At 53.9% G+C, this 12744-nt stretch carries 17 protein-coding genes and 1 pseudogene; 13 read left to right on the forward strand and 5 right to left on the reverse strand.

Annotated elements, in window-relative coordinates:
* The first annotated feature begins 118 nt into the window (after positions 1-118).
* Positions 119-1539: pseudogene (glnA, locus tag IPI86_RS12310) on the forward strand (type I glutamate--ammonia ligase).
* 66 nt (positions 1540-1605) lie between these two features.
* Here the strand turns inward: glnA and IPI86_RS12315 are convergent.
* From IPI86_RS12315 to IPI86_RS12335, 5 genes are all read right to left on the reverse strand, one after another.
* On the reverse strand, positions 1606-2892 hold the full coding sequence (locus tag IPI86_RS12315) for a hypothetical protein (protein ID WP_345298305.1): 1287 nt from the start codon (positions 2890-2892) through the stop codon (positions 1606-1608).
* Complete coding sequence (locus tag IPI86_RS12320; RefSeq protein ID WP_345298306.1) at positions 2876-3316, reverse strand: hypothetical protein; 441 nt, start codon at positions 3314-3316, stop codon at positions 2876-2878. Before IPI86_RS12320 ends, IPI86_RS12315 begins: the two co-directional genes overlap by 17 nt.
* Complete coding sequence (locus tag IPI86_RS12325) at positions 3294-3755, reverse strand: hypothetical protein (protein WP_345298307.1); 462 nt, start codon at positions 3753-3755, stop codon at positions 3294-3296. Before IPI86_RS12325 ends, IPI86_RS12320 begins: the two co-directional genes overlap by 23 nt.
* A gap of 327 nt (positions 3756-4082) precedes the next feature.
* The gene (locus tag IPI86_RS12330; RefSeq protein WP_345298308.1) at positions 4083-4784 is read right to left on the reverse strand and encodes a DUF554 domain-containing protein; all 702 of its coding nucleotides are present in this window, start codon (positions 4782-4784) and stop codon (positions 4083-4085) included.
* 72 nt (positions 4785-4856) lie between these two features.
* On the reverse strand, positions 4857-5399 hold the full coding sequence (locus IPI86_RS12335; RefSeq protein WP_345298309.1) for a cob(I)yrinic acid a,c-diamide adenosyltransferase: 543 nt from the start codon (positions 5397-5399) through the stop codon (positions 4857-4859).
* 66 nt (positions 5400-5465) lie between these two features.
* Between IPI86_RS12335 and IPI86_RS12340 the strand changes: the two genes are divergently transcribed.
* The 12 genes from IPI86_RS12340 (at position 5466) to ybeY (ending at position 12329) form a co-directional block, all read left to right on the forward strand.
* The gene (locus IPI86_RS12340) at positions 5466-6083 is read left to right on the forward strand and encodes a hypothetical protein (protein ID WP_345298310.1); all 618 of its coding nucleotides are present in this window, start codon (positions 5466-5468) and stop codon (positions 6081-6083) included.
* A 148-nt stretch (positions 6084-6231) separates the two neighbouring features.
* Positions 6232-6465 (forward strand): hypothetical protein, encoded by a 234-nt coding sequence (locus IPI86_RS12345; RefSeq protein WP_345298311.1) that lies wholly within the window; start codon positions 6232-6234, stop codon positions 6463-6465.
* Between the two features lie 96 nt (positions 6466-6561).
* A complete protein-coding gene (locus IPI86_RS12350; protein WP_345298312.1) occupies positions 6562-7590 on the forward strand; it encodes an S-layer homology domain-containing protein in 1029 nt (342 codons plus the stop codon).
* Positions 7591-7839: 249 nt separating this feature from the next.
* Positions 7840-8211, forward strand: coding sequence for a hypothetical protein (locus tag IPI86_RS12355; RefSeq protein WP_345298313.1), 372 nt, complete (start codon positions 7840-7842; stop codon positions 8209-8211).
* A gap of 383 nt (positions 8212-8594) precedes the next feature.
* The gene (locus IPI86_RS12360; protein WP_345298314.1) at positions 8595-9029 is read left to right on the forward strand and encodes an S-layer homology domain-containing protein; all 435 of its coding nucleotides are present in this window, start codon (positions 8595-8597) and stop codon (positions 9027-9029) included.
* A 546-nt stretch (positions 9030-9575) separates the two neighbouring features.
* Complete coding sequence (locus tag IPI86_RS12365) at positions 9576-9782, forward strand: hypothetical protein (protein WP_345298315.1); 207 nt, start codon at positions 9576-9578, stop codon at positions 9780-9782.
* A gap of 160 nt (positions 9783-9942) precedes the next feature.
* Entirely contained in the window at positions 9943-10269 is a 327-nt protein-coding gene (locus IPI86_RS12370) for a hypothetical protein (RefSeq protein WP_345298316.1), read from the forward strand.
* Positions 10223-10555, forward strand: coding sequence for a hypothetical protein (locus IPI86_RS12375; protein WP_345298317.1), 333 nt, complete (start codon positions 10223-10225; stop codon positions 10553-10555). Before IPI86_RS12370 ends, IPI86_RS12375 begins: the two co-directional genes overlap by 47 nt.
* A gap of 42 nt (positions 10556-10597) precedes the next feature.
* The gene (locus IPI86_RS12380; RefSeq protein WP_345298318.1) at positions 10598-11071 is read left to right on the forward strand and encodes a hypothetical protein; all 474 of its coding nucleotides are present in this window, start codon (positions 10598-10600) and stop codon (positions 11069-11071) included.
* A 277-nt stretch (positions 11072-11348) separates the two neighbouring features.
* Positions 11349-11594 carry a hypothetical protein gene (locus IPI86_RS12385; RefSeq protein WP_345298323.1) on the forward strand — a complete coding sequence of 82 codons (246 nt, stop codon included), beginning with the start codon at positions 11349-11351 and terminating at the stop codon, positions 11592-11594.
* Positions 11595-11607: 13 nt separating this feature from the next.
* Positions 11608-11787 (forward strand): hypothetical protein, encoded by a 180-nt coding sequence (locus IPI86_RS12390; RefSeq protein ID WP_345298319.1) that lies wholly within the window; start codon positions 11608-11610, stop codon positions 11785-11787.
* Positions 11788-11966: 179 nt separating this feature from the next.
* Positions 11967-12329 carry an rRNA maturation RNase YbeY gene (gene ybeY / locus IPI86_RS12395; protein WP_345298324.1) on the forward strand — a complete coding sequence of 121 codons (363 nt, stop codon included), beginning with the start codon at positions 11967-11969 and terminating at the stop codon, positions 12327-12329.
* The last annotated feature ends 415 nt before the right edge of the window (positions 12330-12744 follow it).

The following is a 12744-nucleotide window of genomic DNA, read 5'->3' on the forward strand; positions in this document are numbered from 1 at the left end:
CCCGAGGGGATATAAAGCATGATTTGTAAATGCCGCCATAAGGATGAATCACACTTATCCACCCCTGTCTTTCATGCTATCGTAGCCTTGTATCGAAACCTTGTAATTTGGAGACACCATGTTTCAAACTTTTGAACAGGCACAACAAGCTATCACCGAACAGGGCATTCAGGTGGTCGACCTGAAGTTCTGCGATCTATGGGGGCGCTGGCATCACCTCACCATTCCAGCCAGTCAATTCGAACCGAAGTTGATGGATGAAGGCATCGGCTTCGACGGTTCATCCGTTGGGTTGAAATCCGTCAAGTCAGGCGATATGGTTCTGGTTCCTGATCTCGCAACGGGCTTTGTCGACCCGTTTTGGGAGACGCCCACATTGAGCTTTATCTGCCGCACGCTCGAAGCGGATACGCATGAGATCTTCACTAACGATCCGCGCAACATCGCCATTCGCGCCGAGGAATACATGAAGTCCACGGGCATAGCCGATGAAAGCCTTTGGGGTCCCGAATTCGAATTCTATATTTTCGACAGTGTCAGTTATGAAAATGGGGTCAACAATTCGGGCTATACCATTCAAAGCCGTGAAGCCGATTGGAACAGCCGCGATGGCGGGCATGGGCATTACATCCCGCTGCATGGCGGCTATCATGCCATCCCGCCAAAAGACCAGCTATACAAAATGCGCACCCGTATCATGCAGCATCTTGAGAAGATGGGTGTCCTGGTCAAGTATCATCATCATGAAGTGGGCGGACCTGGTCAATGCGAGATCGAAACGCCGATGATGGGGTTGACCCAGGCGGGCGATGCAACGATGATCATCAAATACGTCACCAAGATGACGGCACACGATGCGGGGCAGACCGTCACGTTCATGCCGAAGCCGCTTTTTGGAGAAGCGGGCAGCGGTATGCATTTTCATCAGCATTTGTTCAAGGATGGAAAAATACTTTTTACAACGAGACGGGTTACGGCTGTTTGAGCGAGACCGCGCTGTTCTACATCGGCGGCCTGCTCAAGCATGGACCTGCTTTGCTCGCGTTGACGAATCCATCCACAAATTCCTATCGCCGATTGGTGCCCGGGTATGAAGCACCGGTCAATGCGTTTTTCTCGCTTGGCAATCGCAGCGCGGCGGTTCGCATTCCGAAATATGCCACACAGCCCGATACTGCCCGCATGGAATTCCGACCGCCCGATGCGACGGGCAATGTATACCTGATGCTTGCCGCGCAATTGATGGCAGGCCTTGATGGAATAAAGAACCGCATCGACCCCACCGAGGCAGGGTTCGGCCCCATTGACGAAAATATCTTCGCCTGGAGCGACGAGCAGCGGGCGAAGATCAAGCCGCTGCCATCATCTCTTAATGAGGCTTTATCTGCACTTGAAGCAGACCATGCTTTTCTGACCCAGGGCGATGTATTCAGCGAAGAGATGATCCAGCAATGGGTGCATCACAAACGCCACGCGGAATATTATGCCGTCCGCAACAGACCGCATCCATACGAAATGAGCCTGTATTTTGACGTATAGGTATAGACAGAATATTTAAAAGCATAAAGGCACAAATGTTTGTGCCTTTATGCTTTTAAATGAGATTTATTTTCCGCAGTTAAGCACTTTGACAATATGCGTCTTGGGAAGCGAGAAGATGGTTTCGTACCATTCCGGGATCATCTCGGCAAAATCAGGTGAGAAACTCTGTGGCCGCTCACCGACATAAATATGAGTAACACCATTTCTACACAGCAAATCATGGGCCTCTGTCGAGGCGAAGTCGGTGGTGTTGGGTAATGCGAGCGTTTCATTTTTTGTCAGCGGCTTGATCCAGATCCCCGCATCGATGCCCGCGCCGCGCATGGGCCTGCCGAAGGCATTCACGTTCAAGTCCACGCCAGCGATCGCAATGACCGCATCTTTGGGGATATGCCTGCCCATCCAATTCAACGCCGTGGAATCATCCTGGCTGACCAGTTGACAGCATTTGGATGGCGCAAAGCTGATGGTCATCCATGCATTGACGATGATGAACACAGCCAGTATCGGTGTGGCGAATTTCGGAAGGCGTATACTGCCCAATCCACCAAGGAAGGCCAGCGGCAGGAACAGCACCATTTCGACCAGTGGTCTATCGAGCAGGGTGAGTGATGACGTGACGGGAATGAATATCCCAGCCAGCATGAACAGGATGGCGAGGATGGGAAAAATGACCAGGTGAGGAAATGCTTGGAAGACAGCAGCAGCCAAAAGTCCAGTGAGAAGCGTGACCCAGATCAGGTACGGATCCAAAATCGGACTGAGAATCTGATTCCGGTAAACCAGCACGATCAGCAATCCAAGCAGGGTCACCGTCAACCCAAAACTGACGATGCGTTTGTTACGATCTTGTTTTTCCCATGCAAAGGAAAGAAACCACGCCACACCAAGCATGACAAGCAAGATCATGGAGCGGGTATGGATGAGCATGGTGGCCAGCGCCGTCAACGCGAACATCCAGCGTTTTTTTAGGATCGCGATGCCGAAGGCAAATTGAATCAGGACCAGGCTCAGCAGTGCAGGATACTTTCCCCAGTTGACTGCGTGTGCGGGCATGAACCAGCCGAAGGCTGCCAGGGTCACCCCAAGGATCGCCGCCGATTTTGAGAAGGTGGCGCGATGGATGAGAAAATATATTGGCAGTGGGATCGCCGCCAATATCAATTGCCCAAACAACAGCATGATCTGACTCGGTTCCGCCGATGTGATGATCGTGAGTGCCGCAATGATGGCATGATAGCCGAGATGATAATATGAAGTCGTGGGCCATGTACGATTGGCCTCGTTTCCGATGGCAAGCAGCTCTTGAATGATGCGGTAATGTTCGGCAGAGTCAAAGTAGAGCGGCATGAGCAGATTTGCCACAAAGCCCAGACGGAGAAATGCGAACAAGAGAAAGATCAAAACAGGCGCAAGCGCCCATGCTGAAGTGTTTTCCCCACACGGCGCGGACTGCGAACCACCCGCTTGAAAGGATGATCACAGCGGCAATGACAAGGATGAATCCAGCGGGAATGAACGCGCTCAGGAAAAGAATGATAAATGAAAATAACAGCGCGGGCAGAGGCCATCCGCCCATTGCCAGCGCTGTAAGTTCGAGGTCTGTATATTGAAATCCGGTATTCTTTTTTAGATGGGCAAAGATCAGCAGGGCATTCCATATAATGAATGCCAGTAATGCAAGAATGAGTCCCCAATGTTGTGAGATGACGTGAATACTGTTGATCGGCAGGTCGTTGTTCACAGGAATATTACGGATTGGGGTAGGCGACATCCGGTGTGGATGTGATGATCGCCGTGGGCACAGGCGTGGACGTGTTGATGACCAGCACGGTCGGCGTTGGGGATGGCGTCGGTGAGGGTGATGGGGTGGGAGTGGCAACTTTGCCCATGGGGCCAAAACCGCTGTTGTTATTGAAAAGAGTCGTTGCCATGGAAGAGAGCGTGAAGGTCCCGTTTGCGATCAACAAATCGCCTTCGGTTGTAAAAACCTGGATATCGAGCAATTCTCCGAGCGGTGTGCGCGGACCTACGCAAATGACATTGATCGGCGAACCTGCAGCCTCGCAGGAATAATTGTTTTCCACGCCCTGATTTACAGCCGTAACATAAAATGCGGGATATTCTGCGCCCTGGTAGTTGAAAGACGATCGCCATTTCATCTGCGGCGGCGGTTCCAAATGTGACGATGCAAAGCCCGCTGGCGTTCTCATCACATAGGTTGATCTTGAAGACGTTCTGGTCCTGGCTTGTTGCATCTGGCAGGAGCAGTCCTTTGATGAGCGGAAAGGCAGCGACCAAAACCAGAAGAATGGCTGTACTGATTGCGCCCAGAATTATTAAGAGTCGTTTTTGTTTCATTTTTTCCTTAACATCGCCAGCAAGTGACTGGGACGTTTTGTTGCGTTATTACAGTAGATTGTGAACCGTATTGTAAATGGGGAAGTTTAGTGAAAAGTTAATGCGGAGTTGTCAGCAATGTGACTATCTATAATACATCAAAACCACTGATTAATCAGCGGACCTTTGGCGGGCGATGATTAGAATAAACTCAGGATCCAAACGATCAAAGGAGCTGCCACCAGCCCGGGCAGAAGATTCCCCACGCGGATCTTCTTGATCTCAAGCAGATTGCTGATTCCCAGCCCGAGCAGGATCACCCCGCCCGTGGCAGTCATTTCATTCATCATCGGGTCGGTGACGATGGAACTGAGCTGCCCTGCCAGCAGGCTGATGCCGCCCTGATAAACAAGGACCATGATCGAGGAGAAAAGTACCCCCACGCCCAGCGTGGATGCGAATGCGATCGATGCGAAACCATCCAATGTGGATTTTACAGCCAGCAGCTTGTAATCACCTGTCAGACCATCTTGAATGGAACCGAGGATCGCCATCGGGCCGATGCAAAATAAAAGCGACGCCACCATGAATCCACGCACGAAATTGGAGCCCGAGCCTTTTTCGGCATCCTGCGAGAAACGCTGTTCGAGAGTCTGCCCAAGAGCCTGCAATCTGTCTTCGAGTTTCCACCACTCGCCAAGCAATGCGCCGATAATCAACGCGCCAAGCACGATCAATTGATTTTCGCTTTTGAAGAACATTTGCAATCCCATCGCGGCGGTGAATAATCCCATGCTTGCGATGACCGTGCCTTTAAATCGCTCGGGAATGCGCGACCCGAAAATCAGTCCAATGACGCCGCCAAGGAGGATGGTTGCAATATTGATAATGGTACCTGTCATGTTTTACCTTTGATGTGGAATAAAAACCATGGACACAGAGTTTCACCCTTCGTCCACGGTCATCTGGCTTTTCTATGCTTTTGCCAGTGAAGTTCTTTTCCCCGCGTTCTGATTCTCGAGAAGCTCAAGTACAAAACACAGCGATGAAAGCCGATTGAGATAGCGCTGCAAGTCGGGGTTGATCACTTCATCTTCATCGAAGAGACTCACCACACAACGCTCCGCGCGGCGGACAATGGCACGCGCCATCGAAAGCGCCGCGCCGCCGAGTGTATCGCCAGGCAGAATGAATTCCTTGGGCATCTCAACTACCGTGCTCAGTTCGTCGGTCTGTTCTTCCAGCCAGCCCACGCGTGCGCCGTTGATGAAGTGAAAACGTTCAGCATTCTCCGGCGTGGCCGCCACTTCAGCCATCAACTTATACAGGTCGCGTTGTGCTTCGAGCAAAATGGGCGCGGTTTGCGCAGCACTGCATTGCGCGCGCGCCAGCCCCAGTGCGGCAGATGCTTCATCCAATGCGCCGACCGCTTCCATGCGGACATGATATTTGGGAACACGGCCTTCACCAAGCAAACCCGTGGTGCCGTCGTCGCCTTTTGCAGTATAAAAAGTCATGCAGTCATTATAACCAGTTTGATACGTCCCTGCTGAGTTCATGCCCATACTGGGTATAATTTTGAAATGCTTATCCCCATCCACAAGGAAATGACCCGCGAGGCCCTCAGTGGCCGAGTTAGTCCGCGCGCGCTTGAGATCATCATTGCCGCAAACTGCAAACAGGATGCCCTCAGCGGTCAGATCGGCCACGATGAATTTCACTTCGACAACAACGCCATCGATGAAGGCCATCGTTACATCAATGAACAGCGCGGCTTTATTCTTGCCGCCCTGCTTTCACCCGGAGTGCTCTCCGCCTGGGTCGCCTTTGGCCGATTGACTCACACGGTGCAGGATTTCTACTCCCACACCAACTACGTTTCCATGTGGCTGGACCGGCACTCCGCTCCGCCTCCGCCCGAAATTGACCCTGTTATAAAAGACCTGCTCGAAAGCCCAAGCCTGCATTCCGGCAAACTATACATGCCCATGGACTGGCTCTACTTCGTGCCGTTTCTGCGTAAATTATCACTGGCCTTGTTGCCATCCGATTCACATGCAAAGATGAATCTTGATTCTCCCGCGCAGGGACTAAAATTTGAATACGCCCGCGCTGCCGCCGTTAAACGCACGCTCTACGAATTCGAGCTTCTGGAAAAGATACTTACCCCCGAGATGTTCTCCAAATTTGTGGATTTGTAATATTTCATAGGCTTTCCGGGGGCAATTTTGGAAATTGGTGGGTTTTGCCGGTCTCTTTTTTGGGTTTCATCCGTTAAAATAATAAGGCATACCCGCTCAACTTGGAGTGGGTATGCACAAAACCCATCTTCTATAGGAGAAAAAAGCAATGAGCAAGAAAGTATTTACCGTACTGCTGCTGGCTGTGTTCGTCTTGGCCCAGTTCAGCATCGCCTCCGCTGCCCCCGTGGCTGGCGCAGAAGGCACCCTGGTTGGCCCCGATTTCATGCCTGCCGGCGCCGCCTCCATCGTGGACTTTGATTGGACCGCGACCGGTCTGACCAACCCCACCAACATCGTGATGTATGCCCGTATCCAGGGCGGCACCTATGCCATTGACTGAGTGCAACCTGGTTGCGACCATCAACGGCACCAGCACTGGCAGCGGCACCTTCACCTATGACTTCTCCGTGAGCGCCAACGCAGCGCACCCCTGCCGATGGCGACTACTGGGAATTCACCCTGTGTTCGAAGCACCGACACCTGTGGTGTTTCGGCTCCTGCCAATCCTGCTGTTGCCGATAACTTCCTCGCCTCCTCCTACGTGGATGGTACCGCGTTGGAGGGCATCTTAGCCATTCCCCATCCCGATTTTACTGCTGCTGGCGATGTGGCCTGCAACACCTTTGAATACTGGGCGTTGGCTTCCGATAGCTTTGGCCTCGCTGTTCCCACCGATCCCTACTCTGGTTTCGGTTCGTGGAATGCCCAGACCACCGGAACCTTTGCCCCGGCCCCGATCGGTGCGGAAGATGAACTGCTCGAATGGCAGATCACCCTGCCCGCCACCGCGAGCGGTCTGTGGCAGATTTCGATTGACCCCGAAGATGCCGCTGGCAATCTGACTGGGGCTGGTCCCTACTACTTCCGCAACGGCGCCGTTTCGGCTGACGAAGTCGAAGACTGCGTGGATTTCACGGATGTAGCTGGTCATGAAAACGAAGTGCATATCCGCTACCTGGCCGACCTCGGCCTGATCAGCGGCTTCGCCGATGGTTCTTTCGGCCCTGACAACACCCTGACCCGCGCCGAAGCGGCCACCCTCATCGAGATCTCCAACGGCTACGATACCACCACCCTGCCGACCTCTGCTCCTGCGGGTTGTGACTTCACCGATGTGGCTGCCTCCGACTGGTTTGCTGGCTGGGTCTGGCAGGCTTGTGATGACGGCTTCATGAACGGTGTGGGCGGCGGCTTGTTCGACCCGAACAACCTGCTCACCCGCGGCCAGATCGTCACCATTTTCAACAACATCTATGAAAATGGTTTGGCCAATCTTCTTCCGGGCTCTCATATGGTCGCTGGTTTTGGCCTGGTTGCCTTTCTGATGCCTCCCCCGAATTTCGCACCGCCGCATGGACGGACGTATCCCTCGGCGCCTACTATGCCGAACCCGTGGTGGAAGCCTACAGTTGGGGCATTGTGGATGGCACCAGCGAAACCACCTTCTCGCCCGATCAGGCGATGACCCGCGGTGAATTCGCCAAGACCCTCTACAGAATTTTGGCTTCTTACGGTGGTTTCTAGTTTTCCCGTATTAGCGTAGTTTTAAATCTGGAGCGGACCTGTACAGGTCCGCTCCTTTTGTGGGGCAATTTTGAAATTGGTGGGTTTTGGCGGTCTCTTTTTTGGGTTTCATACGTTAAAATAATAAGACATACCCGCTCCAAGTTGAGCGGATATGCACAAAACCCATCTTCTATAGGAGAAAAAAGCAATGAGCAAGAAAGTATTTACCGTACTGCTGCTGGCTGTGTTCGTCTTGGCGCAGTTCAGCATCGCCTCCGCCGCGCAGGTGACTGCGGACGGCACCCTCGTCGGTCCCGACTTCATGCCTGCAGGCGCTGGCTCCACCGTCACCCTAGAGTGGACGGCCACCAGCCTGCCCGCTGGCACGACCTATGTGGACATCTATGCCCGCCTCCAGGGCGCAGGCAACACCTACGATGTGGCTGAATGCCAGAATGTAGCCATGATCGTCGGCACCAGCAATGGCAGCGGCACCTTTGATTACGTGTTCACTGGCGCTGGCGCATATGGCGACCCCTGTCGATGGCGACTATTGGGAATTTCTGATCGCCTTCGATGATGCGGCCTCCTGCACCACCCTGCCCGCCGATGCCAATGATGATGCCAACTTCCTCGCCTCCTCCTATGTGGATGGTAGCGAACTTGAGGGCTTTTTCTCCCTAGCCTGCAACACCTTTGAGTATTGGGCACTTGCTTCCGATATCCTTACCATCACTCCCCTGATCCCTACTCTGGTGTCGGTTCATGGAATGCCCAGACCACGGGCACCTTTGCCCCTGCCCCGATCGGTCCCGGAAGATCAATTGCTTGAGTGGCACGCCACCCTGCCCGCGACCGCATCTGGTGTTTGGCAGTTCTCGATTAATCCCGAAGATGCAGCTGGCAATTTGAATGCTGGTCCCTACTACTTCCGTAACAGCGCGATCCTCGCGGGTGAAACCGATGACTGCGTTGACTTTCAGCGATGTGGCTGGTCACGAGAACGAGACCTATGTCCGCTACCTGGCGACCCTCGGCCTGATCAGCGGCTTCGCCGATGGTTCCTTCGGTCCCGATGCCACCCTGACCCGTGCCGAAGCGGCCACCCTCATCGAGATCTCCAACGGCTACGATGACACCTCCCTGCCGGCCTCTGCTCCCGCAGGTTGTGACTTCACCGATGTGGCCGCTTCCGACTGGTTCTCCGGTTGGGTCTGGCAGGCTTGTGATGACGGTTATATGAACGGTGTGGGCGGCGGCTTGTTCGACCCGAACAACCTGCTCACCCGCGGTCAGATCGTCACCATCCTGAACAATGTGGCTGAGTCTGGCACTGTTCCCACCCCCAGCGCAATTACGTATTCCAATATCCTTGGCATCGCTTTGCATTCGCGGTAGCGGGATTACCGCACTGCCGCGTGGACGGATGTCGATCGGCGCTTTTTATGCTGAAGCCGTGGTAGAAGCCTACTTTATGGCATTGCTGAAGGCACAAGCGACACAACCTTCTCACCGGATCAACCCGTGACCCGTGGTGAGTTCGCCAAGATGCTCTACCGCGCTTTGAGCTTCGCTGGTGGTTTCTAAGATCGTTCAGTTCGAAAACTTACCACTGGAGCGGACCTGTAATGGGTCCACTCCGCTTGTATCGCTGAATCAGGCATCGGCGGGGGGAGCGAAGGGGTCTTCATCCAATAAATGAAAGGGGTATAATCAAATTTATGGATACAAAAACTCAACAATGAATCAGTCAAAGATGCCATGAAGAGTGGCGATTGAACTTCGCAAGCGCACTGCGCTGGTATTGGCCGCTGTGAAGCAGGCCGGAAGTGGATAAGCAAACCACGATCGACGATATGGCGGTGGTGGCGCTTGATCCAAAAGGAGATCCAAGATCGCCGCGAGGCCATTGAAAAGCCAAAGGCGGAGCCGCGGATTTGATCGGTGATAGCGAGGGCCGAGATCAAAGTGCTTGAAGTGTTCTGCCCAAGCCTGCCGATCGAGGAATTGCGCGCGCTGGTACAGGCCGCCATTGCCGAGACGGTGCCGCTGCACCAGCGATATGGGCAAGGTCATGAAGATCGTCATGCCAAAAGTAGCTGGGCGCGCTCGAACGATATGATCAGTTCCACTGTAAAGAATTGCTTGTGAAGTAAACCTTTGCCGCGAAGAGGCGGCGCATGTTTGTGCCTGTTCCTTTGCGGCTGATTTTAGCTGCACGCACCCGTACCCCTGTCACCACCCGCATTCGAATTTTTGCAGATCAGCCTGATCATTGCGGGGTCAGCTTTTATCTTTGCCCGCAGTGACCATGCCCATCGCTCTGCGTCCCTCCACGCAGGCCCTGGATATTGGGGATGTTCGCAAAAACATTAACCCGGCCCCGCGTGACATCGAGTATGTGAGCGATATTCGCACGGAGGAGGCGCGCAAGGCCGCCGAGAGGTGCAGCTCCGTGTATACGCCGCCCGATCCCGCCATCGCGCGCCAACAGATCGACCCGGTTCGCACCACCCTGCAGTCGCATCGCTGCGTACCAATGTCGGAGACAACCACCGACGAAAAGAAGTCGAACCTGGTCGAGTTGAGTGATGTGTTTGAAACTCGACACCATCGATTATCTGGTCAGCATGTCTGATCCCCGCTGGGAGATCGTGCAATCTGAATCTCTGCGCGTGCTAGAGCAGGTGATGCGCCGCGCCATTTACGAAGATAAAGTTGAATCCACACAGGCGGGCATTCCTTCCATTGTGAGCCTCACATTGAATGAGCAGCCATCTGCGCTGGTGGCGGAATTGGCGAGGGCTTTGGTTTTGCCGAACAGTTTCTTCAGCGAAGAACGTACCGCCGCACAGCAAAGCGCGCGATGCGGGGAAGCCGATCGTCCGACCTACAAGTCGGGAAACAATTGTGCCCGCGGGTGAGATCATTACGCCCGCAGACATGGAAGCCTTTCAAAACTTGATATGATCCGCGGCCTCACCAACGCTGGGAGGATATGCTGGGGTGGCTTCGATCATCGTGCTTTCGGCGAGTGCTCGTGCCGTTATATTTCTTCCAGAAAACGCGCGGCGGTTGTCAAATCGCGCAGTATTTTGGTGATCGCGATTGTCTTTGTTGTCTTTTGGTCGGCGCGCGTTTGTTCCAACCGCACGCTTGCGCCGTATGGGTATCCGTTACAGGCGGCGGGCTTGTTGATCACCGCCCTGTTTGGCCTCGAAGCAGGACTGGTGATTTCCATTCCGCTTTGTTTGCTGGCAGCTTATGGCCTGCCTGACACCATTGGTCTGGCTCCTATTTGCTTTCCTCTCTTGTGGGTCTGCTTGTGTTGGGACCGTGCGCCGCTTTTGGGATTGTGCGTGCGGGCATTGCCATCTCGCCTGACGGGGTTGGTGGTGCTGTTGGCATACCGCCTGCCGTTTTTACACCTGACGTTTTGAGGTATCGTTCCAATTCATCGGCGTCGTTTCGTTTGCGAGGTTTGCCGCCGCGAGTGTTACGCGTTTGCTTCAATATCTCTTTGCGCAAACGCTTGGTCTGACAACGGCATTTCAATTGTTGGATATCTCAAGGCCTGATTTCCCGTTGCTGCAATTCTTTTGCGCAATGCGCGGGTACCTATCAACATAGTTTGCAAGTCGCCAACCTTGCAGGCTTCGCCGAAAAGATCGGTGCAGACCCATTGCTCACCCGAGTCGGCGCGCCAATTTCACTGATATCGGCGAGGCGCTCAACCCAACCTTCTTCATTGAGAATCAAGTTCCGGGCAGTGTGAACAAGCATCACGATATTGCTCCCGAAGGATCTGCCGCAACCATCATCCGCCATGTTACGGATGGCATTCAACTGGCATTGAAATACCGCCTGCCGGGCCGCCTGCAGGATTTCATCCTTGAACATCATGGCACGTTGATCACGCGTTATCAGTACGGTCAGGCGATGGAAGCGGCAAATGGGATGTGACCTCAGGTGGATATTGAAAATTTCCGCTACCCCGGGTCCCCAGCCCGAATTCGCGCGAAACAGCTTTGCTCATATGGCCGATGCCACCGAAGCCCGCGCCCGCGCCGAACGCCCCGACACCACAGACGATGATCTTCGCGCACTTGTGCGGAATGTGATCGACACCGATGCAAAAATTTGGTCAGTTGGATGACACGCTGCTGACACTTCGCGATCTGAATCTCATCACTGGATCTTTCGTCACTACGTTGCGTGGCACGTATCATCCCCCATTCAATATCCCAATGCAACAGTCCCCGATCAAGATTCAACCATTCTCACCAAAAAGAAAAATGATAAACATCGATAACCAACAGGGTTTCGGGGATCGGCCTGCTCGAACGGGCCGCCCGCTTCACTCTTGACCTCGAACCTGATTCTGCCGACGCAGACATAACGATCGTCTTGACAGATGATGCGCAACTGCACGAACTGAATCGCGAATATCTCGGTGTGGACGCACCGACCGACGTGCTTTCCTTCCCCGCCTCCGAAACAGATCCTGAAACGGGCGCGCAATATCTGGGTGACATCGTCAGCTCTCAATTCCGCGCCATGCTGCACGCAGGCTGGCGGACATCCCCTCGAAGCAGAGGTGCTATTGCTGGTTGTGCATGGCACTCCCATTGCTGGGTCACGACCATGCCGAGGCGGGAGGAAAAAGCCCATGTGTGTGGCAGGCGCAGGCCGAGGTGATGTCGAGACCTCGGTTTATCCTACGTCAAGATAGGATACGAAGTGAAGGCGTTCGGTCCTCTCGAGTCGAATCCTTTCGTTCTCGCATTTCAGGGATGGTTCCGCACTACAAACCCAGCGAACGTATGGATCCATAGTGCCATTGCGGCTGTTGGGCTGATTGGTCTCAGGGTTGGCTTCCTGTGGATTGGGCGGTGATCATCCCCTCATCGGCGCTCGTATTTAGAGCTGAATTCATCAACACACTCCATCAGGGGCCGTGGTGGATCTGGCCAGCCCCAGTAAACACCCGCTCGCCAAAAATTGGAAAAGATGTCTGCGCGGCATAGCGGTGTTTGGTCTGCATTGGCGGCGATTTTGACCCGGCCTGCTTACTCGGTCCGCCTCTGGCAAAAACTTACCCTTCTAATCTCTA

The organism is Candidatus Villigracilis affinis, assembly GCF_016705895.1.
Classification (GTDB): domain Bacteria; phylum Chloroflexota; class Anaerolineae; order Anaerolineales; family Villigracilaceae; genus Villigracilis; species Villigracilis affinis.

Coding starts and splice junctions, on each gene's coding strand:
- IPI86_RS12315 (WP_345298305.1), bottom strand. CDS start 2,892: ATGCCGCTCTACTTTGACTCTGCCGAACATTACCGCATCATTCAAGAG.
- IPI86_RS12320 (WP_345298306.1), bottom strand. CDS start 3,316: ATGTCGCCTACCCCAATCCGTAATATTCCTGTGAACAACGACCTGCCG.
- IPI86_RS12325 (WP_345298307.1), bottom strand. CDS start 3,755: ATGAGAACGCCAGCGGGCTTTGCATCGTCACATTTGGAACCGCCGCCG.
- IPI86_RS12330 (WP_345298308.1), bottom strand. CDS start 4,784: ATGACAGGTACCATTATCAATATTGCAACCATCCTCCTTGGCGGCGTC.
- IPI86_RS12335 (WP_345298309.1), bottom strand. CDS start 5,399: ATGACTTTTTATACTGCAAAAGGCGACGACGGCACCACGGGTTTGCTT.
- IPI86_RS12340 (WP_345298310.1), top strand. CDS start 5,466: ATGCTTATCCCCATCCACAAGGAAATGACCCGCGAGGCCCTCAGTGGC.
- IPI86_RS12345 (WP_345298311.1), top strand. CDS start 6,232: ATGAGCAAGAAAGTATTTACCGTACTGCTGCTGGCTGTGTTCGTCTTG.
- IPI86_RS12350 (WP_345298312.1), top strand. CDS start 6,562: ATGGCGACTACTGGGAATTCACCCTGTGTTCGAAGCACCGACACCTGT.
- IPI86_RS12355 (WP_345298313.1), top strand. CDS start 7,840: ATGAGCAAGAAAGTATTTACCGTACTGCTGCTGGCTGTGTTCGTCTTG.
- IPI86_RS12360 (WP_345298314.1), top strand. CDS start 8,595: ATGACTGCGTTGACTTTCAGCGATGTGGCTGGTCACGAGAACGAGACC.
- IPI86_RS12370 (WP_345298316.1), top strand. CDS start 9,943: ATGCCCATCGCTCTGCGTCCCTCCACGCAGGCCCTGGATATTGGGGAT.
- IPI86_RS12375 (WP_345298317.1), top strand. CDS start 10,223: ATGTGTTTGAAACTCGACACCATCGATTATCTGGTCAGCATGTCTGAT.
- IPI86_RS12380 (WP_345298318.1), top strand. CDS start 10,598: ATGATCCGCGGCCTCACCAACGCTGGGAGGATATGCTGGGGTGGCTTC.